The following is a 19,269-nucleotide window of genomic DNA, read 5'->3' as shown; positions in this document are numbered from 1 at the left end:
TTTCTCCTTAGGTTTGACCGAATCATACTCCGTTTTTTCAGACGGCCTCAAGGGCATTGTGTATAATCGTAGCCCTTTCTAATTTAGAACCATACGGAGTCCTGTCATGCAAACCGAAGTTGAACTGAAAATCTTAAATCCGAAAATGGCCGATTCCCTGCCTGCTTATGCAACGCCCGGTTCTGCCGGTTTGGACTTGCGTGCTTGCTTGGATGAAGCCGTTGTATTGCAACCGGGCGATGTGTATCTCGTGCCGACCGGTTTGGCGGTGCATTTGGCCAACCCTGCTTACGCAGCCGTTTTGCTGCCGCGTTCCGGTTTGGGTCATAAACACGGTATTGTTTTGGGTAATTTGGTCGGTTTGATTGACTCGGATTATCAAGGCGAATTGAAGGTTTCTTTGTGGAACCGTGGTAAAGAAGCGTTTACCATCGAGCCGATGGAGCGCATTGCGCAAATGGTGATTGTGCCGGTTGTCCAAGCTGCGTTTAAGGTTGTGGACGAGTTTGCCGCCAGCGAGCGCGGTGAAGGCGGATTCGGCAGCACCGGCAAAGCCTGATGATTTGAAAGGCCGTCTGAAACAGGATAAATTGAAATATTTGATTTCGGTTTGCTGTTGTTCAGACGGCCTTTTTGTTGTGCCAACCTTTGCATAATCACACACAAGATTGCATTTTTATATCTTGTCTGTATGACCGGCGCACCCAATAATACAGGCCGTCTGAAACCTTTACGGAGCGTTGTTATGTCCCGTCCTTCACTTTTTCTGCCTTTATTTTTGATTATCTTTGGCGCAGTTTGGTTTTTACGCGCCACGGATATTTTACCTGCGACATCGACCATGATTGCCGGCGCATTAATTATTTTGGGCTTTGCCGTGTTGATTATGGACGGCATCAACAAACAGTCCATCGTTTCCGGCCCGATGCTGGTTTATATCGGTACAGCCATTTATCTGCACATGAGCTACTGGATTTACCTCTCGCCGTTGCTGGCCATCGGCATGGTGGTGTTGGGTTGCTTGCTGTTGCTCTCGCGCAGCAATATGATTCCTGATAAACACACAAAATAGAAAGATGAGAGATTTGGGTTTTACCCTATAAAGGCCGTCTGAACAATGGTATAATTCGCCGATTCAGACGGCCTTTTTTATTGTGGTTTAAATTTGAAATTTACCCTCCCGGCCGCACCGTTTTCTTACATTTTGCAAAGTTTCCGCCATGACCCAAGACAAAATCCTCATCCTCGACTTCGGCTCGCAAGTTACCCAGCTGATCGCCCGCCGCGTGCGTGAAGCCCACGTTTACTGCGAACTGCATTCTTTCGACATGCCTTTGGAAGAAATCAAAGCCTTCAATCCGAAAGGCATCATTCTCTCCGGCGGCCCTAATTCCGTTTACGAATCCGATTATCAAGCCGATACCGGTATTTTTGATTTGGGTATTCCGGTTTTGGGCATTTGCTACGGTATGCAATTTATGGCGCACCACTTGGGCGGCGAAGTTAGCCCGGGCAACCAACGCGAATTCGGTTATGCGCAAGTGAAAACCATCGACAGCGAGCTGACACGCGGCATTCAAGATGATGCACCTAATACGCTCGACGTTTGGATGAGCCATGGCGATAAAGTTTCCAAACTGCCTACCGGCTTTTCTGTTATCGGCGATACGCCGTCTTGCCCGATTGCCATGATGGAAAATGCTGAGAAACAATTCTACGGCATCCAATTCCACCCTGAAGTGACCCACACCAAGCAAGGCCGAGCGCTGTTGAATCGCTTTGTCTTGGATATTTGCGGCGCACAACCCAGCTGGACCATGCCGAACTACATCGAAGAAGCCGTTGCCAAAATTCGCGAACAAGTCGGCAGCGACGAAGTGATTTTAGGTTTGTCCGGCGGCGTGGACTCTTCCGTAGCGGCCGCGCTGATTCACCGCGCCATCGGTGACCAACTGACCTGCGTGTTTGTTGACCACGGTCTGTTGCGTCTGAACGAAGGCAAAATGGTAATGGACATGTTTGCCCGCAACTTGGGCGTACGCGTGATTCACGTTGATGCCGAAGAGCAGTTTTTGGCGAAACTTGCCGGCGTGACCGATCCGGAGAAAAAACGCAAAATCATCGGTGCAGAATTTATCGAAGTCTTTGATGCAGAAGAGAAAAAACTCACCAACGCCAAATGGTTGGCGCAAGGCACGATTTACCCTGACGTAATCGAATCCGCAGGCGCAAAAACCAAAAAAGCCCACGCCATTAAATCCCACCACAACGTCGGCGGCCTGCCTGAAAACATGAAGCTCAAATTGCTTGAGCCATTGCGCGACTTATTCAAAGATGAAGTACGCGAATTGGGCGTCGCTTTGGGTCTGCCGCGTGAAATGGTGTACCGTCATCCGTTCCCTGGCCCGGGTTTGGGCGTGCGTATTTTGGGCGAAGTGAAAAAAGAATACGCCGACTTGCTCCGTCAAGCAGACGATATTTTCATTCAAGAATTGCGCAATACTACCGATGAAAACGGTACATCTTGGTACGACCTGACCAGCCAAGCCTTTGCCGTATTCCTGCCTGTGAAATCCGTCGGCGTAATGGGCGACGGCCGTACTTACGATTACGTCGTTGCTTTGCGTGCCGTGATTACCAGCGACTTTATGACTGCGCACTGGGCTGAGTTGCCTTACTCGCTGCTTGGCCGCGTGTCCAACCGCATCATCAACGAAGTCAAAGGCATCAACCGCGTGGTTTATGATGTCAGCGGCAAACCGCCTGCCACGATTGAGTGGGAATAATCCCTAAATAATAAAGGCCGTCTGAACGGATATTGTTCAGACGGCCTTTTTGCACGGATGAGCTTGGTTAACGCATACAATGAAATCAATCAGCAAGCTTTCTGTTAGCGGTTTAAGCAAATATCTTAATCAATACGGCCGAATTTGCCGCTTTTGAAATCGCTGATGGCTTGTCGGATTTCTTCGGCAGTATTCATCACAAATGGGCCGTAACCGACTACGGGTTCATCAATCGGAACGCCTGAAAGCAGCAAGATTTTGGCTTCTTCGCTACCGGCTTTCGCGCGAACTTTACCGCCGGTTTGCTCAAAATTGACCAATTCTCTGGCTGTCGCCTGTTCTTTGTCATTAAACGTCACCACTCCGCGCAGGACAACCATAGACAGATTGTGATTGTCGGGTACTGCCAACTCAGCTTCTTGATCGGCATGGAGCACAATATCCCAAACATTCATTTCGGTGAACGTGTCCGCCGCGCCTTTTACGCCGTCATGTTCGCCTGCAATCAGACGTAAGTAGCCGGCTTCGTCTGGAAATTCGACGACGGGAATATTCGCTTTGGCAAGATGCTGATAGCGTGGCGGAGTATTTTTGTCTTTGGCCGGCAGGTTGACCCAGAGTTGCACCATTTCAAAGAGTCCGCCTTTTTTGCTGAAGTTTTCAGAGTGGAATTCTTCATGAATGATGCCTGAACCTGCGGTCATCCATTGCACGTCGCCTTCGTAAATAATGCCGCCGCCTCCGCTGGAGTCGCGGTGTGCCACTTCGCCGTGGTAGGAGATGGTAACGGTTTCAAAGCCTTTGTGCGGATGCTGTCCGACACCGCGCGGACCGTGCGTTTCGTTGGGGGCAAATTCATACGGTGCGGCATAGTCCAACATCAGGAATGGATTGGTGCCACGGTCGTCAGCCATGTGGGAGAACAAAGGTTGCACGAGGAATCCGTTGCCTACCCAGTGTTGGTCATCGGCTCGGAAGATTTGTTTGATGTTGCGCATGATAAAGTTCCTTTTTTTATGGCCGTCTGAAGTCTTTCAGACGGCCTTTTGTTACGGAATGCTTGTATTATAGGAGGTACAAACTTTATAACAAGTACGCACATTTTTGATACTGTGGTTTGGAGATTTTGTATGTCGGAAACAGAACACGCACACGGCTCTTGCTGTCCGGTTGTCAATACTTTGGATATTATCGGCGGCAAATGGAAGGTATTGATTTTATATTATTTAAATGAAGAAACCCGACGTTTCAATGAGTTGCAGCGTTTGCTTGCGGGCATTACCCAGCGGATGCTGACGCTGCAACTGCGCGAATTGGAAAACGACGGTATCGTTCATCGGGAAGTGTATCCGCAGGTACCGCCGAAGGTCGAATATTCGCTGACTGAGTTTGGGCGGACGCTGATGCCTGTGATCGAAGCCATGCACCGTTGGGGCGAGCAATATGCTGCGGAATGTGCGAAACATAAAAAGCAGCCGTAGGCTTTTATGGTTGCGATATTGATGAAGGCTTTAAGGCCGTCTGAACAGGTGTGATTCAAGGTTTCACGCTTATTCAGACGGCCTTATTCTTTGGGGACTAAGCCCAATCAAAATTGATTTTTTAATTCACGCAAAGCGGCGAAGACTTCGAGTTCGCTGTTTAATTTTCGTCCGCTCAATTCTTCGGCGCGTACCCGAACTTGGGGCAGGTGTACGCGGAAAAACGGATTGACTTTGCGTTCGTGCGCCAGGCTGACAGGCAGTGTCGGCGTGTGTTCGGCTGCGGCCAAGGCAGTCTGAATGTCGGCATTGTCCGGCTCGATGTGCTGGGCAAAGCGCAGATTGGAGGCGGTATATTCGTGCGCCGGATAAAACAGCGTTTCTTCGGGCAGCTGGTTGAATCGGTGGAAGCTGTCGTAAAGCTGCTCGATTGTGCCGGTAAATACGCGGCCGCAACCGGCGGAGAACAAGGTATCGCCGCAGAAAACGTGCAGGCCGTCTGAATTTTCCAGCAGATAGCTGATGTGTCGGTCGGTATGGCCGGGAGTTGCCCAAACGGTAACCAAGCCTTCGCCAAACGGGAACTGCGTACCTGCAGTGACGGTATGCGTCGCCACGTCGATGTCGCTTTCGCCATAGATTGGGGATTCTAAGAAGCCGTTGTGCAGCGCTTTTGCGCCGCCGGTATGGTCATGATGGGGATGGGTAATCCATGTTTGTGCCAGCATCAAGTGGTTGTGAACAAGGAATTTTAAGACTGGCGTGGCATCGGACGGATCAACGCAGACGGCATGATTGCCTTCTTGAATCATCCAGATGTAGTTGTCGTTTAGGGCTTGGATTGGTGTGATTTTCATATGCTTTCTTCTGGTTTGGGGTTTCAGACGGCCTCTAAATAATCTTTGATATTCGGACTTTGGCCGAACACGGCTTCATGGGCTTGCTGGATGCACAGTCGGTTGAACAGCAATCTTTGGGTTTGGTTGCCGTCGATAATCCGCACTTGGCCTTGCAGTTTGGGCGCGTCGTGATGAAAGGTGTCTTTAAACGCGTGCCAACGGCCGGTTTGCAGATGGACGATGGCAAACATATCGTGCGAAATATTGACGCCGACGCTCAATAGCTTGGCCGAGGCTTGCAGGCAGAAACTGCTGTCGCCAAACAGGCACAGCCCCGTGTTTTCCGGATAGCGGAACAATTCGATTTTCACGGCTTCGGGTTCGGCAAAGATATTGCAAAACAGCCGTTCAAACAACGACGGTTGCGCCACGCCTTCGCTCAACATACCGTAAAGCCCGCCCAGCCAATCGACATAGCCGAGAAAAGTGAAACGGTAGTCCTGCATAATGGCTTCGATGCGCTTGGGGTCGCGTTTGCTGATTAAGCGGACAAATTCAAAACCGACTTCCGGCAGCCGCGCCCGAAGTGTTTGGTGCAGGCGGTGGGCAAACAGGTTTTTATGGTTGTGTGGATTGCGCAGAATACCGAGGAATTTCAGCCGCAATATCCGCCACAAGGCATCCGGTACTTTGACGGTATCGGCATTTGCCGTAGGTGTTTTCAAACGGCCTGAAGGCAGGGTGCGCAGATGGTCGCAGGCATCTTCGTAGCCGCTTTCATGACGGTTGAACCAGCTTTCCAAATTGTATTGGTTGGCGGAGTCTTCGACAAAGGTCAGTGTATAGAGGTTTTTCGCCGCCAAGTTGCCGATGATGTTGACGCTTATCGCTTCGCTGCGGTTTTGTTCTTTGCCGCGGGCTTTTTCGCCAGTGTGGAACATGGACAAGGGCAGCTTGTAAACATTCTGATTCTGCGGGCTTACCTGCGGATTATGCGCATGCTGCCGTTGCTCGGTCTGGGCGACGAAGTGGTGTTCCTTAGTCGGATTCGCGGTCAATAGGGCGTAAGGCTTTTCGCCGCATTCGGCAAATTCGCAATCGCTGAGGATAAAGGCTTGTCGGGTCATAATGTCGGGAAAGGCCGTCTGAATATGTCGATTATAGTTTAAAAGAGGGAAATACAGAATGACGGCAGCCGGTTTCTATAAATAAAGCAAACTTAAAGGCCGTCCGAAAACAGGAGGCGGAAAATTCTGCCTTTCCTGTTTCAGACGGCCTTGCTTAAAGCCTGATCAAATCAAGCTTTTCATTAGCCCAAAGCTTTTCGTGCACCGGCAAAGAGGCGGTACCAGCCGGACAATTCCGTCCAGTCTTCCGGTTTCCAGCTCATTTGTGCGGCGCGGTATACGCGTTCCGGATGCGGCATCATGATGGTAACGCGGCCGTCGGCGTTGGTTACACCGGCAATACCTTGAGGTGAGCCGTTAGGGTTGAGCGGATAAGTTTGGGTCACTTGGTTTTGACCGTCCACATATTGCAGCGCAATGCCCAAATCGGCGGAAATATTGCCGCCGTGAAGCGCGAAGTCGGCGCGGCCTTCGCCGTGGCTGACGACGACGGGCAGGCTGGAGCCTTGCATTTCGTTCAGAATCAGGGAGGCTGATTTGGGGACGTGAACCATGCTCAGGCGCGCTTCAAACTGCTCGCTCAAGTTGCGTTTGAATTTAGGCCATGCTTCTGCGCCCGGGATAATCTCGGCAAGGTTGCTGACCATTTGACAGCCGTTGCACACGCCCAATGTCAGCGTGTTTGGGTCGGCGAAGAAGGCGGCAAATTGGTCGCGCAGAGCAGGGTGGAACAGGATGGATTTCGCCCAGCCTTCGCCCGCACCGAGTACGTCGCCGTAGCTGAAGCCGCCGCACGCCGCCAGCATTTTGAAGTCGGCAAGGTGAACACGGCCTGCCATCAGGTCGGACATATGCACGTCGTAGGCATCAAATCCGGCGCGGGTAAAGGCGGCGGCCATTTCGATTTGTCCGTTCACGCCCTGTTCGCGCAGGATGGCGATTTTGGGTTTCGCGCCGCTGTTGACGAAAGGCGCGGCGATGTCTTCGTTCACGTCGAACTTCACGTCGGCAAACAATGCGCTGCGGTCGTTGTCGTCAATCAGGGCAAACTCACTGTCGGCGCAGGCAGGGTTGTCGCGCAGACGTTGAATGGCGTGGCTGGTTTCCTGCCATGTGCGTTGCAGGTCGGCGCGAGTTTGTTCCAACACGATGCCTGCCTGATTGCGGATAACGATTTTTTCGTCAGAACCGATGGTGGCAACGGTATGCAGTGCCAAATCAGCTTCTTTAAACAAGGCTTCTACTGCCGCAACATCTTGTTTGGCAATTTGAATCACTGCGCCCAGTTCTTCATTGAACAATGCACGGATGCTGGCTTCGTTGACGTCGGCTTGGTTGGCAACCAGTGAAGTCAAATCCACGTTCAAGCCGCATCGTGCCGCAAACGCCATTTCCACTAACGTGGCAAACAGGCCGCCGTCGCTGCGGTCGTGGTATGCCAAGAGTTTGTCTTCGGCGACAAGCTGCTGAATCACGCTGTAAAAGGCTTTCAGACGGCCTGTATCGTCCAAATCAGGCGCATCGCCGGTCATGTTGTTGTAAACCTGACCGAATGCCGAGCCACCCATGCGCGCTTTGCCGTTGCCCAAGTCAACCAGCAGCAATACGCTGTCTTCGACGTTTTTCAACTCAGGTGTCACGGTTTTGCGCACGTCTTTGACAGGAGCGAACGCGGAGATAATCAGGCTCAACGGAGAGACGACGGATTTTTTCTCTTCGCCGTCTTGCCACACGGTTTTCATCGACAGGCTGTCTTTGCCTACGGGGATGCTCAAGTCCAATGCCTGACAGGCTTTAGAAACGGCTTCGACGGTGCGGTAGAGTTTTTCGTCTTCGCCCTCGTTGCCGCACGCCGCCATCCAGTTGGCGGAAAGTTTGATATTGCCGATGTCGCCGATGTTGACCGCCGCGATGTTGGTGATGGCTTCGCCGACGCACATTCTGCCTGACGCGGGTGCGTCAAACAGGGCGACGGTCGGTTTTTCGCCCATAGACATCGCTTCGCCGCGATAGGTATTGAAGCCCATCATGGTAACGGCACAGTCGGCTACGGGGGTTTGGTATTTGCCAACCATTTGGTCGCGGTGGGTCATGCCACCGACGCTGCGGTCGCCGATGGTAATCAGGAAGTTTTTGGCGGCTACGGTGGGCAGGCGCAAAATGCGGTAGGCGGCTTCGGTAATGTCGATATCGCCGGCGTTAAACGGTTTTTCAGACGGCGTAACTGTTTTGTCGCTGCGCGTGGTTTTGGGCGGTTTGCCGAGCAAAACGTTCAACGGTAAATCGACAGGATTGTTGGAGAACAAATCGTCGCGCACTTTCAAATGGCCGTCGTCGGTCGCTGTGCCGACCACGGCAAACGGACAGCGTTCGCGTTCGCAGATGGAGCGGAAGATGTCTAAATCTTTTTCCAAAATCGATAATACATAACGCTCTTGCGATTCGTTACACCAAATCTGCAATGGGCTGAGGCCGTGTTCTTCCAGCGGCACTTCGCGCAGCTTGAATACCGCGCCGCGTCCGGCATCGTTGACGAGCTCAGGGAAGGCGTTGGACAGGCCGCCCGCGCCGACGTCGTGGATGGAGATAATCGGGTTTTTGTCGCCAAGCTGCCAGCAGCGGTCGATGACTTCCTGCGCGCGGCGTTCGATTTCGGGGTTGCCGCGTTGTACGGAGTTGAAGTCCAAAGACGCATCGTTTGTACCAGTATTCATGGAAGAAGCCGCGCCGCCGCCCAAGCCGATCAGCATGCCCGGGCCGCCCAGTTGGATCAGTAACGCGCCTTCGGGGATTTCGTCTTTGTGTGTCTGCTGCGCCTGAATGCTGCCCAAACCGCCGGCAATCATAATCGGTTTGTGATAGCCGCGGACTTGGCCGTCAAATTTTTCTTCAAAGGTGCGGAAGTAGCCCAAGAGGTTCGGGCGGCCGAATTCGTTGTTGAACGCCGCACCACCGATCGGGCCTTCAATCATGATGTCTAAAGGAGAAGCAATATGGCCGGGTTTGCCGTAGGCTTGTTCCCAAGGCTGCTCCAAGCCAGGGATATTTAGGTTGGAGACGGTAAAGCCGGTCAAGCCTGCTTTCGGACGTGAGCCTTTGCCCGTTGCGCCTTCATCGCGGATTTCACCGCCCGCGCCCGTTGCCGCGCCCGCAAATGGAGCGATGGCGGTCGGGTGGTTGTGCGTTTCCACTTTCATGATGATATGGGTGTCTTCCTCGTGGAAACGGTAGCCTTGGTTTTCTGCCGCATTTGGATAGAAACGCTCGATTTTCGCGCCTTCGATCACGGACGAATTGTCTTTATAGGCAACGACTGTGCCTTCAGGATGCGCGTTGTGCGTGTCGCGTATCATGCCGAAAAGGGATTTCGGTTGTTTTTCGCCGTTGAGGATGAAATCGGCGTTAAAGATTTTGTGGCGGCAGTGTTCGCTGTTTGCCTGCGCGAACATCATCAGCTCCACATCGGACGGATTGCGGTTTAAAGCCTGATAGTTTTCAACCAGATAATCGATTTCGTCGGCTGAAAGCGCCAAGCCCATTTCGTTATTGGCTTTGACCAAAGCCTCTTTACCGCCGCCCAATACATCTACGCTGGAGAAGGTCTCCGATTGGATGTGGTGGAACAGTTGCGCCGCTGCATCGATGTCGGTCAACACGCTTTCGGTCATGCGGTCATGCAACAGGGCTGCCCATTGTTGTTTTTGCCCGTCGGTAAGCGCACCTTCCAACCATACGGCCATGCCGCGCTCGATGCGCTCAATGCCTTCCAAACCGCAGTTTTCGGCGATATTGGTTGCTTTGGAAGCCCAAGGCGAAATGGTGCCCAAACGGGGCGTTACCAAAAATAAATGCAAGCCCTCGCGCGCTTTGGGCGTTTGTTCAACGCTTTGCGCCGCCAGTAAGGCTTGCAGTTTTTCGACTGTCGCGGCATCAAGTGCTTTTTCGCTACCGACAAAATACCAAAATTCGCTGCTTAATTTGACTTCGGGCAGGCCGAGTGCGGCTGCTTTTTGAAAGAGTTTTTCAACACGGAAATCGGAAAGGGCGGTTACACCGCGCAAGGGCAGAACAACAGACATGGATTCAGCTCACAAAATGCAGTTGGGGAATCCGTTATTATACCTGAAAAATGCAATTTTGCTTGTGAATTTATACTTGAAATGTTGACAATTTTTACTTGTGAACAGAAGACGGAAGAAGCCGTCTTTCCGGCCTTTTGTTTATTTTATATCTGATTATTCAGCTATTTTTATTTATTTTTGAAGGATTGGGCGAAATGGGGTCGGATAGGTGCGACGACATAAAGTGAGGATTATTGGATGGTTGTTTGTGATTTTTTGCTGACAATAAGGCCGTCTGAAACCTTGTTTTCAGACGGCCTTGCGTTATCCTTTCTTTTTATTCCCCAGCATATCCAACAAGCCTGCTAAGTTACTTTTTCCTTCTTCCTTGCTCACAATCGGATCGCCGCCTTTGCGTCCTAAAATTTTGATGTCTTCCTGCGGCATTTCGTCTATGAAGCGGCTTGGCTCGGGGAATTGCCATGTGCCTTGTTTTTTGCGTTTGAGGCAGTGGGTCAGTGTAAGCTGGCGTTTGGCGCGTGTGATGCCGACGTACATCAGGCGGCGTTCTTCTTCGACGTTATCTTCTTCAATGCTGTCGTTGTGCGGCAAGATACCTTCTTCGCAACCGACAAGGAAAACGTAGGGGTATTCCAAACCTTTGGAAGCGTGCAGGGTGGAGAGTTTGACGGCATCGACTTCTTCTTCGCTTTTACCTTCCAAAAGCGTCATCAGGGCGATGGTTTGGGCGAGTTCGATGATGTTTTTACCGTCTTGCTCGCCTTTGCGTTCCAGCCAGCCGGTCAGGTCGGTAACGTTGCGCCATTTGATTTCGCCTGCTTTGCCTTCTTCGTTGGCCAACAGGTGGTTTTCGTAGTCGATTTCTTTCAGCAGGTTATGAATAAGCTCGCCTGCTTCGCTGGTTTCGGCTTTGGCGCGGTAGTTTTCAATCATATCCATGAAGGCTTGCAGGTGTTGGCGGTTGGTATGGTTCAACAGGGCAAGCGCTTCTTCAGTTTGCGCGGTTTCATACAGGCTGCATTCGTGTTCATGCGCGTAGGTATTGAGTTTGCCCAGCGTTACATCGCCAATACCACGTTTGGGCGTGGTTACGGCGCGCAAGAAGGCAGGATCGTCGTTGGGGTTGGCAAGCAGGCGCAAATAGGACAAAACGTCTTTGATTTCGGCTTTGTCGAAAAAACTCTGCCCGCCGGAGAGTTGGTAAGGAACGCGCGCGCTGCGCAGGGCTTCTTCAAAAATCCGCGCCTGATGGTTGCCGCGGTATAACACGGCGAAATCGGCGTATTGGGTTTTGTCGCCGCCGACCAGTTTCTGCTTGACGATTTGGCTGACAACCCAGTCGGCTTCGTGCTGCTCGCTTTGACAGGCAACGACTTTGACGATTTCGCCTTCGCCAAACTGAGACCAAAGTTTTTTGGTAAAGAGTTTGGGGTTGTTTTCGATGACTTTGTTGGCGATTTTGAGAATCCGCGCAGTGGAGCGGTAGTTTTGCTCCAGTTTGATGACTTTCATCTGCGGATAGTCTTCCTGCATTTTGCGCAGGTTTTCCATGTTTGCGCCGCGCCAGGCGTAGATGGACTGGTCGTCGTCGCCGACGGCGGTAAACATGCCTTCCGCGCCGGTCAAGAGTTTCATCAGCGTAAATTGACAGGTATTGGTGTCCTGACATTCGTCAACCAACAGATAACGCAGCCGCCGCTGCCATTTGTTGCGCACTTCGCTGTTTTGCTGCAACAGCACGGCGGGCAGGCGGATTAAGTCGTCGAAGTCCACTGCCTGATAGCTTTGCAGGGTTTCCTGATAGCTCGCATACACGCGCGCTGTTTGCTGTTCCCACACATTGGAGGCCGTCTGAACTACTTCTTCAGGCGTTTTTAAATCGTTTTTCCAAAGGGAAATTTGGTGTTGCGCTTTGAATATGGCTTCTTTGCCCGTACCGCCCAAAAGTTCGCCGATAATTTTCGCGCTGTCGGTGGAATCGAGGATGGAGAAGTTTTTTTTGTAACCGATATGGTTCGCCTCTTCGCGCAGAATCTTCATGCCCAAAGAGTGGAAGGTGCAAATCGTCAGCCCGCGCGTTTGCGATTTGGGCAGCATTTTGGAGACGCGTTCCTGCATTTCCGTGGCGGCTTTATTGGTAAAGGTAATTGCAGCGACGGTATGCGGCAGATAGCCGACATTGACGATCAAATGCTTGATTTTTTGCGTAATCACGCCGGTTTTACCGCTGCCGGCGCCGGCAAGGACGAGCAGGGGGCCGCCAAGATATTGGACTGCGGCTTGCTGTTGGGGGTTGAGTTTCATTGAAGGGGGGAAGACGGGTAATGTGGGGAGCAATTATACAACAAGGCCGTCTGAAATTTTCAGACGGCCTTGGGCGTTTTTTAGCGTAAACCTTATGCCAAATATTTCAATTTACCCTTGAAGTCTTCCAGTTTTTCGTAGCCTTTTTGCGCCATGATGGCTTTTAATTCAAGGGAAACCCGTTCAAAAATACCTACGCCTTGCTGGTGTAGCGCCGTGCCGATCTGCACCATGCTTGCGCCGCACAAGATGTGTTCAAACGCATCCCGGCCGCTGTAAACGCCGCCCGTTCCGATGATTTGGATAGACGGATCCAGTCTTTGATAGAACGCGTGGACATTGGCAAGCGCGGTCGGTTTGATGTATTGGCCGCCTATGCCGCCGAAGCCGTTTTTCGGGCGGATGACGACGGATTCGTCTTCGATATATATGCCGTTGCCGATGGAGTTGACACAGTTGACGAATTTTAAGGGATGACGGTTGAACACTTCTGCCGCTTGATCGAAATGGACGATATCGAAATACGGTGGCAGTTTGATGCCTAAAGGTTTATCGAAGTAGCTGAAGGCTTCGCTCAAAATCCGCTCGGTGGTTTCAAAATCGTAGGCGATTTGCGGTTTACCGGGGACGTTTGGGCAGGAAAGATTGAGTTCGGTAATGCCGTTGAATCCGCTGTTTTGCACTTTTTTTAACAACATATGCGTTTCATCGGGCGACATACCGACCAGTGAGAGGAAAAAAGCCCTTTTGGGATGCACCTCTTGAAGGGTAAGCAGGTAATCCAGATAGTAATCAATGCCTTGGTTTGGCAAGCCCATCGAATTGATGCTGCCGAGAGGAACATCATGATAGCGCGGTTCGGGGTTGCCTTGGCGGGGGGTAAGCGTTGCGGTTTTGGTAACGAAAGTGCCTGCTGAAGACTGTCTGACCTCTTCCAATTCCTCAACAGTCATGCATGACACCCCAGCGGCATTCATCAGGCAGTTGTCAAAGGAAAAACCGGCGATTTGGGTTTTCAACGATACCATCTCCTGCTCCTTTTCTTCGTAAAATCAAATTGTTTGCCAAGCGTAACATGAAGAGGCGGTACGATTTTTAACAAACATCAAATGACAGGGAATGTAGGAACATGTTGTTTTATAGAATAAAGTAAAGACGTAAAAAGGTCGTCTGAAAGCAAGGTTTCAACAAAGTTAAAGCCTAAATGTTTTTCAGACGACCTCTATCAAGACAAACATGGCTATCTCAATCAAATAAAGTCAGTCGGCCATTAGTTTCCAACTGACCAAGCTATCAACGTTTTTTGAAGCTTTTCAGAGTACCGTCATTGTTAAATTCAAATTCGTATTCCGCACGATCGGTTTTGAGGAAACCGGTGATCCACTCTTTCTTACCGGTCGATACGAACAAGGAGTAATACACATGAGGCAAGTCTGTTTCTTTGGCTTCCACTTCTTTGGCTTTTTCGCCGTAGGCTTGAGCAATTTTCGCGATATCGGCAAATTTGATTTCATCCAACGGGAAAACGTTGTCTTTCATATTTCCGTTGCCGGAAATGCGGACAGGTTGAGGCTCGCTCCATTTACCGTCTTCAAATTCGTAGTGGTCGATATTTTCAGGTTTATTAGGGTCTTGAATTTCCACGGTAATGCGCGGACGTTTGCCGCCGTAGAAATGGATGTTTTGGAAAATATTGAGTGGTTTGCCACCGAATTGCGGCAGTGCTTTCAGCGCATCTTCAGCAGCTTGCAGAGCGGTTGCATCCGCCAAAAAATTGCCTGAAGAAACTACAGGTTTTACCTCAGGTTTTGCTTCTTCAGCAGGTTTTTCAGCATCTTTAGGGGCTTCTGCCGTATTACCTGCAACAGCTTTTACAGGCTCATCGGAAGCCTGTTTGTTTTTATCACCACAAGCAGTCAAACTCAATGCAGCAGCGGTCACGAGGGCAAGCCATTTCATTTTCATTTATCAATCCTAACTTTGAAAATATGCGATATTGCATATATTTCACATTATAACAAACAAAGCAAAAATGTGTGAAAAATTAATAATTTTTGTATTATGGCTGATATTTTCGAAGTTAATAATAAGTTTTATTTTGAATCTTTTATATGCCTGTTTTCATACTGGTCTCAGGCAGGAATCCAAGGGTTTGAACACTTTTATGAATAAGAAAGGTCAAAGGTCAGCGGATTGGGATTTGAAGTGCAATAATCTTAGCTCATTATCTTGCTAGGTTAGGCTGTCCACTCTTTTAACGCCGCTTCAAAACGTTTCAAGCCTTCGGCCATGTCTTCGTCGTTCAGCAACAGGCTGGGGGCAAAGCGCACTACATTGGCTCCGGCAACCAGTACCATCAGGCCATGTTTTAAAGCGGCGGCGGTAATTTCCGATGCCTTGCCTGCGTATTTGTCTGCCAATACGCAGCCAAGCAGCAGGCCCATGCCGCGGACTTCTTTAAATACGCCGGTTTTTAGGCCCAATTCACGCAAGGCCGTCTGAAGTTTTTGGCCTTGTTGTTTAACGTGCGCCAATGTTTCGGGCGCATTGATGATGTCAAACGCACGGCTGCCGACTGCACACGCCATCGGATTGCCGCCAAAGGTTGAACCATGCGTTCCAGGGCCGAAGGTTGGGGCGATTTTATCGGTGGTCAGTATCGCGCCAATCGGGAAACCGCAACCCAAGGCTTTGGCGGAGCTGATGATGTCGGGTGTGATGCCGTAATGCTCGTAGGCAAACAGTTTACCCGTATGACCCATGCCGGTTTGCACTTCGTCCAAAATCAGCAAGGCGCCGTGTTTGTCGCACAAACGGCGTGCAGCTTGCAGGTATTCTTGAGTGGCAGGCAGGATGCCGCTTTCGCCTTGAATCGGCTCGATAATCACGGCGCAGGTTTTGTCGCTGACGGCGGCTTCCAATGCGGCAATATCATTAAATGGAACATGGGTAATATCTGACGGCAGCGGCGCGTAATCTTTGCTGTATTTGGGCTGGCCGCCGACGGACACGGTAAACAGGGTACGGCCGTGGAAGCTGTTGAGGCAGGAGATGATTTCGGTTTTGTGTTCGCCAAAATGATCGCGGCCGTATTTGCGCGCCAGTTTTAACGCGGCTTCATTGGCTTCTGCGCCAGAGTTGCAGAAAAACACTTTGTCGGCAAAGGTGTTTTCGACCAATTTTTTGGCCAATTCTTGTGCCGGTTGGGTGGTGTAGATATTAGAAATGTGCCAGAGTTTTTGCGATTGTTCGGCCAAGGCCGCGACCAAATTGGGATGGCAATGGCCCAGCGCGTTCACAGCAATACCGCCTGACAGGTCAATGTATTCTCGTCCTTCGGTATCCCAAACCCGGCTGCCGAGCGCGCGTTCCGGAATCATGGGGGCGAATGAGAAATTGGGCGTCAGGTAGTTTTGCATGTTCTTTTCCTTTTAATATTGTCAACAATTTCTTGAATTATGCGCCTATTGATTGAGAGATTCAATATGGCAATCAGGCCGTCTGAAAACTGGCTTTCAGACGGCCTGATGCTTATTTATGCTTGATTTCCCAGCATTGATGGATTTTTTTGTTGCGGAAATCGTCGGGAACGGACTGCTTGGAAATGTCTTTGATGGCGTATTGTTCCGCGACCGAATCGTCCAATACAAAACTTCGCAAGTTGTTGGAAAAATAAAGAATGCCGTCTGAAGCGAGCAGGTTCATCGCGCCGGCTATGAGTTTTGGGTGGTCGCGCTGGATGTCGAGGATGTCGAGCATCTTTTTGCTGTTGGAAAAGCTGGGCGGATCCATGACGATGAGGTCGAACTGTTTGCCTTCGTCTGCGGCGTTTTGCAGGTATTGGAACACGTCGGCGCGGACGATTTTGTGTTGTTCGGGGTCGATGTTGTTGAGTTCGAAATTGCGTTTCGCCCACTCGAGATAAGTGTTGGACAAATCGACGGTTTCGCTGGATACCGCGCCGCCGGTTGCGGCATAGACGGTAAAGCTGCCGGTGTAGGAAAACAGGTTGAGGAAGCGTTTGCCCGCTGCGGTTTCGCTGACTTTTTTGCGTGTGTTGCGGTGGTCGAGGAAAAGACCGGTGTCGAGGTATTTGTCGAGGTTGACCCAAAACTTGCGGCCGTTTTCAGTGATGACGAAATCGTCGCCGATTTTGCCGGTTTTCTCGTATTGCTGCAAACCCTTTTGACGTTCTCGGCGTTTGAGGTGGATTTGTTCGGGTGCAAAACCGGTCACAAAACCGATGGCTTCCAATACATCGGCAAGCCATGCTTCGTATTCTTCGGGCTGCATCAGCCAGCCGGTATCGTATTCCTGAAGATGGATTTGGTCGCCGTAAACATCGACGGCAAAGGGAAATTGGGGAATATCGCGGTCGTAAATGCGCCAGGCTTCGATATTGTTGCGTTTGGTCCATTTCATAAGATGTTTGATGTTTTTGCCCAAGCGGTTGGCAAAGGGGGTAATGTCGGTCATGGTTTCAGACGGCCTTATTGGGGAAGTTTCCAGAATTGATCAGCAGGGACGTAGGCGTGGCGGTCAAGCATATAGAGAATTGTATCGTCAGGCGCAACCATGGTGGCGCGGTCAGTCTTGCCTTTAAAGGGGAACACGATTCGTGCTTCTGAGGCGTTTTTGATGTCGATACCGTAGCTGGTTCTGCCGCTTTCTAGTTTGTATTGGTTTTGAGTGTATTCGTAAACGGTTTCTTTGCCTTTTTCGTCTTTGACGGTAAAGCTTTTTTCGGCAAAGGTGATTTCGGCTTTGCTACCGTCGGACGCAACGGCCTTCCATTCGCCGCGATAACTCTCCGATCCGCTGCACGCGCCGATCAACAGGGCGGTAGCAAGTGCAGGTAATAAGGCGGCGGTTTTGAAAAACTTCATGTCGGCTTCATCCGTGCTGATTCAATAAAACGGCATTATAGCTTGATTTTGCAGTTGCAGCCTGTTTTGCTTGACCTGGGCAGTTTTCTCCTTTATTATCCGCCGTTCGCCTTTTGATACGAAGCCATCGTCATCCAACCTAAACCGCCGTTCCGGGCGCGTTTCTTTTATTGCTTGCATATTTGCAAAGCCTTTTCTGTGCAGGTTGTCGTCGATGTTAACCACAAGCAAGATGCTTGCGACAACCCTGTAACTTCACATTTCCCGTATCGTTACTTTCCTTTGCTTCAGGTCGTCTGAAATTGTTCAGGCGTGCGCGTTGTTGTCTCTTTAGGATAGCCATGTCTATTAAATTTGCCGATTTGAACCTTGATAAAAACATTTTGTCTGCCGTACGCAGCGAGGGTTACGAAAGCCCGACGCCGATTCAGGCGCAAGCGATTCCGTTTGCTTTGGACGGCCGCGACATCATGGCTTCGGCGCAAACCGGTTCCGGTAAAACCGCAGCCTTCCTGCTGCCTACCTTGCAAAAACTGACCAAACGCAGCGAAAAACCAGGCAAAGGCCCGCGCGCGTTGGTATTGACGCCGACCCGCGAACTGGCGGCTCAGGTGGAAAAAAACGCGCTGGCGTATGCTAAAAATATGCGTTGGTTCCGTACTGTCAGCATTGTCGGCGGCGCATCTTTCGGCTACCAAACCCGTGCTCTGAGCAAACCGGTTGACCTGATTGTCGCCACTCCGGGCCGTCTGATGGACTTGATGCAAAGCGGCAAAGTTGATTTCGCCCGTTTGGAAGTGCTGATTCTGGACGAAGCCGACCGTATGTTGGACATGGGCTTTATCGACGACATCGAAACCATCGTCGAAGCCACCCCGACTGACCGTCAGACTTTGTTGTTCTCCGCCACTTGGGACGGCGCAGTGGGCAAACTGGCGCGCAAATTGACCAAAGATCCTGAAACCATCGAAGTTGAGCGTGTGGATGATCAAGGCAAAATCGAAGAGCAGTTGTTGTACTGTGATGATATGCGCCATAAAAACCGCCTGCTCGACCACATCTTGCGCGATGCTAATATCGACCAATGCGTGATTTTCACGTCCACCAAAGCCATGACCGAAGTCATCGCGGATGAATTGTACGAAAAAGGTTTTGCCGCCAACTGCCTGCACGGCGACATGCCGCAAGGCTGGCGCAACCGCACGCTGATGGATTTGCGCAAAGGCCGCTGCAAAATTTTGGTTGCCACCGACGTTGCCGCACGCGGTATCGACGTACCGACCATTACCCATGTTATCAACTACGACTTGCCGAAACAGGCGGAAGACTACATTCACCGCATCGGCCGTACCGGTCGCGCTGGCCGTACCGGTATTGCGATTACTTTTGCGGAAGTGAATGAATACGTCAAAGTACACAAAATTGAAAAATACATCGGCCGCAAATTGCCTGAGCTGACCATCGAAGGCATGGAACCGACCCGCAAGCGCAAATCCGCAGGCGGCAAGCCGAAAGGCAAAGGCGGCTGGGGCGATCGTAAATCCGGCGGTTGGCGCGGTGATAAGAAACCGGCTAAAGAAGGCTTCGGCGGCAAATCACGTGGCGAAGGCCATAAAAAAGACGGTTTCAAAAAAGATGGCTTTAAAAAAGACGGTTTCAAGAAGTCTGACGGTTTCAAAAAAGGCGGCGAAGGCTTTAAAGGCAAACGTAAGTCTAACGACGGCTTTGGCGGCAAACATAAAAGAGGTTGATTGCTTCAATCTT

16 protein-coding genes are annotated in these 19,269 nt (G+C 50.9%); 5 read left to right on the top strand and 11 right to left on the bottom strand.

Annotation, left to right across the window (positions count from 1 at the left end; all coding sequences use genetic code 11):
• The first annotated feature begins 106 nt into the window (after positions 1-106).
• The 3 genes from dut (at position 107) to guaA (ending at position 2,786) form a co-directional block, all read left to right on the top strand.
• Complete coding sequence (gene dut / locus RRV97_RS03595) at positions 107-559, top strand: dUTP diphosphatase (protein WP_003680707.1); 453 nt, start codon at positions 107-109, stop codon at positions 557-559.
• Positions 560-745: 186 nt separating this feature from the next.
• Positions 746-1,072: a hypothetical protein gene (locus tag RRV97_RS03590; RefSeq protein ID WP_315612002.1), complete on the top strand. Its 327-nt coding sequence runs from the start codon at positions 746-748 to the stop codon at positions 1,070-1,072.
• Between the two features lie 148 nt (positions 1,073-1,220).
• Complete coding sequence (guaA, locus tag RRV97_RS03585; RefSeq protein WP_003686344.1) at positions 1,221-2,786, top strand: glutamine-hydrolyzing GMP synthase; 1,566 nt, start codon at positions 1,221-1,223, stop codon at positions 2,784-2,786.
• A 125-nt stretch (positions 2,787-2,911) separates the two neighbouring features.
• On the opposite strand, the gene RRV97_RS03580 is transcribed toward guaA, so the two are convergent.
• Entirely contained in the window at positions 2,912-3,784 is an 873-nt protein-coding gene (locus tag RRV97_RS03580) for a pirin family protein (protein ID WP_315612001.1), read from the bottom strand.
• A gap of 132 nt (positions 3,785-3,916) precedes the next feature.
• On the opposite strand from RRV97_RS03580, the gene RRV97_RS03575 reads away from it, so the two are divergent.
• Complete coding sequence (locus tag RRV97_RS03575; RefSeq protein WP_049322082.1) at positions 3,917-4,267, top strand: winged helix-turn-helix transcriptional regulator; 351 nt, start codon at positions 3,917-3,919, stop codon at positions 4,265-4,267.
• A gap of 107 nt (positions 4,268-4,374) precedes the next feature.
• Here the strand turns inward: RRV97_RS03575 and gloB are convergent, their stop codons facing one another.
• The 10 genes from gloB to RRV97_RS03525 form a co-directional block, all read right to left on the bottom strand.
• Positions 4,375-5,124 (bottom strand): hydroxyacylglutathione hydrolase, encoded by a 750-nt coding sequence (gene gloB / locus RRV97_RS03570; RefSeq protein WP_315612000.1) that lies wholly within the window; start codon positions 5,122-5,124, stop codon positions 4,375-4,377.
• A 23-nt stretch (positions 5,125-5,147) separates the two neighbouring features.
• The gene (locus RRV97_RS03565) at positions 5,148-6,233 is read right to left on the bottom strand and encodes a hypothetical protein (protein ID WP_315611999.1); all 1,086 of its coding nucleotides are present in this window, start codon (positions 6,231-6,233) and stop codon (positions 5,148-5,150) included.
• A 182-nt stretch (positions 6,234-6,415) separates the two neighbouring features.
• Positions 6,416-10,312 (bottom strand): phosphoribosylformylglycinamidine synthase, encoded by a 3,897-nt coding sequence (gene purL, locus RRV97_RS03560; protein ID WP_315611998.1) that lies wholly within the window; start codon positions 10,310-10,312, stop codon positions 6,416-6,418.
• A 306-nt stretch (positions 10,313-10,618) separates the two neighbouring features.
• Positions 10,619-12,619, bottom strand: a complete 2,001-nt coding sequence (gene rep / locus RRV97_RS03555) for a DNA helicase Rep (RefSeq protein ID WP_315611997.1) — start codon at positions 12,617-12,619, stop codon at positions 10,619-10,621.
• Between the two features lie 92 nt (positions 12,620-12,711).
• On the bottom strand, positions 12,712-13,647 hold the full coding sequence (locus tag RRV97_RS03550; RefSeq protein ID WP_315611996.1) for a dihydroorotate oxidase: 936 nt from the start codon (positions 13,645-13,647) through the stop codon (positions 12,712-12,714).
• A 265-nt stretch (positions 13,648-13,912) separates the two neighbouring features.
• Positions 13,913-14,584, bottom strand: a complete 672-nt coding sequence (locus tag RRV97_RS03545; RefSeq protein ID WP_101756236.1) for a hypothetical protein — start codon at positions 14,582-14,584, stop codon at positions 13,913-13,915.
• A 272-nt stretch (positions 14,585-14,856) separates the two neighbouring features.
• The gene (locus RRV97_RS03540) at positions 14,857-16,038 is read right to left on the bottom strand and encodes an aspartate aminotransferase family protein (protein ID WP_315611995.1); all 1,182 of its coding nucleotides are present in this window, start codon (positions 16,036-16,038) and stop codon (positions 14,857-14,859) included.
• A gap of 112 nt (positions 16,039-16,150) precedes the next feature.
• Positions 16,151-17,095, bottom strand: coding sequence for a class I SAM-dependent methyltransferase (locus tag RRV97_RS03535; RefSeq protein WP_315611994.1), 945 nt, complete (start codon positions 17,093-17,095; stop codon positions 16,151-16,153).
• A gap of 14 nt (positions 17,096-17,109) precedes the next feature.
• A complete protein-coding gene (locus RRV97_RS03530) occupies positions 17,110-17,505 on the bottom strand; it encodes a glycosyl transferase (protein ID WP_070849955.1) in 396 nt (131 codons plus the stop codon).
• Between the two features lie 21 nt (positions 17,506-17,526).
• A complete protein-coding gene (locus tag RRV97_RS03525) occupies positions 17,527-17,730 on the bottom strand; it encodes a hypothetical protein (RefSeq protein ID WP_150537816.1) in 204 nt (67 codons plus the stop codon).
• A gap of 116 nt (positions 17,731-17,846) precedes the next feature.
• On the opposite strand from RRV97_RS03525, the gene RRV97_RS03520 reads away from it, so the two are divergent.
• On the top strand, positions 17,847-19,256 hold the full coding sequence (locus RRV97_RS03520) for a DEAD/DEAH box helicase (protein WP_315611993.1): 1,410 nt from the start codon (positions 17,847-17,849) through the stop codon (positions 19,254-19,256).
• Positions 19,257-19,269: the final 13 nt, after the last annotated feature.

The sequence above is a fragment of the Neisseria sp. DTU_2021_1001991_1_SI_NGA_ILE_055 genome, assembly GCF_032342915.1.
Lineage (GTDB): Bacteria > Pseudomonadota > Gammaproteobacteria > Burkholderiales > Neisseriaceae > Neisseria.
Note: the sequence above shows the minus strand (reverse complement) of the source record. Positions and strands in the feature narration are given on the sequence as shown.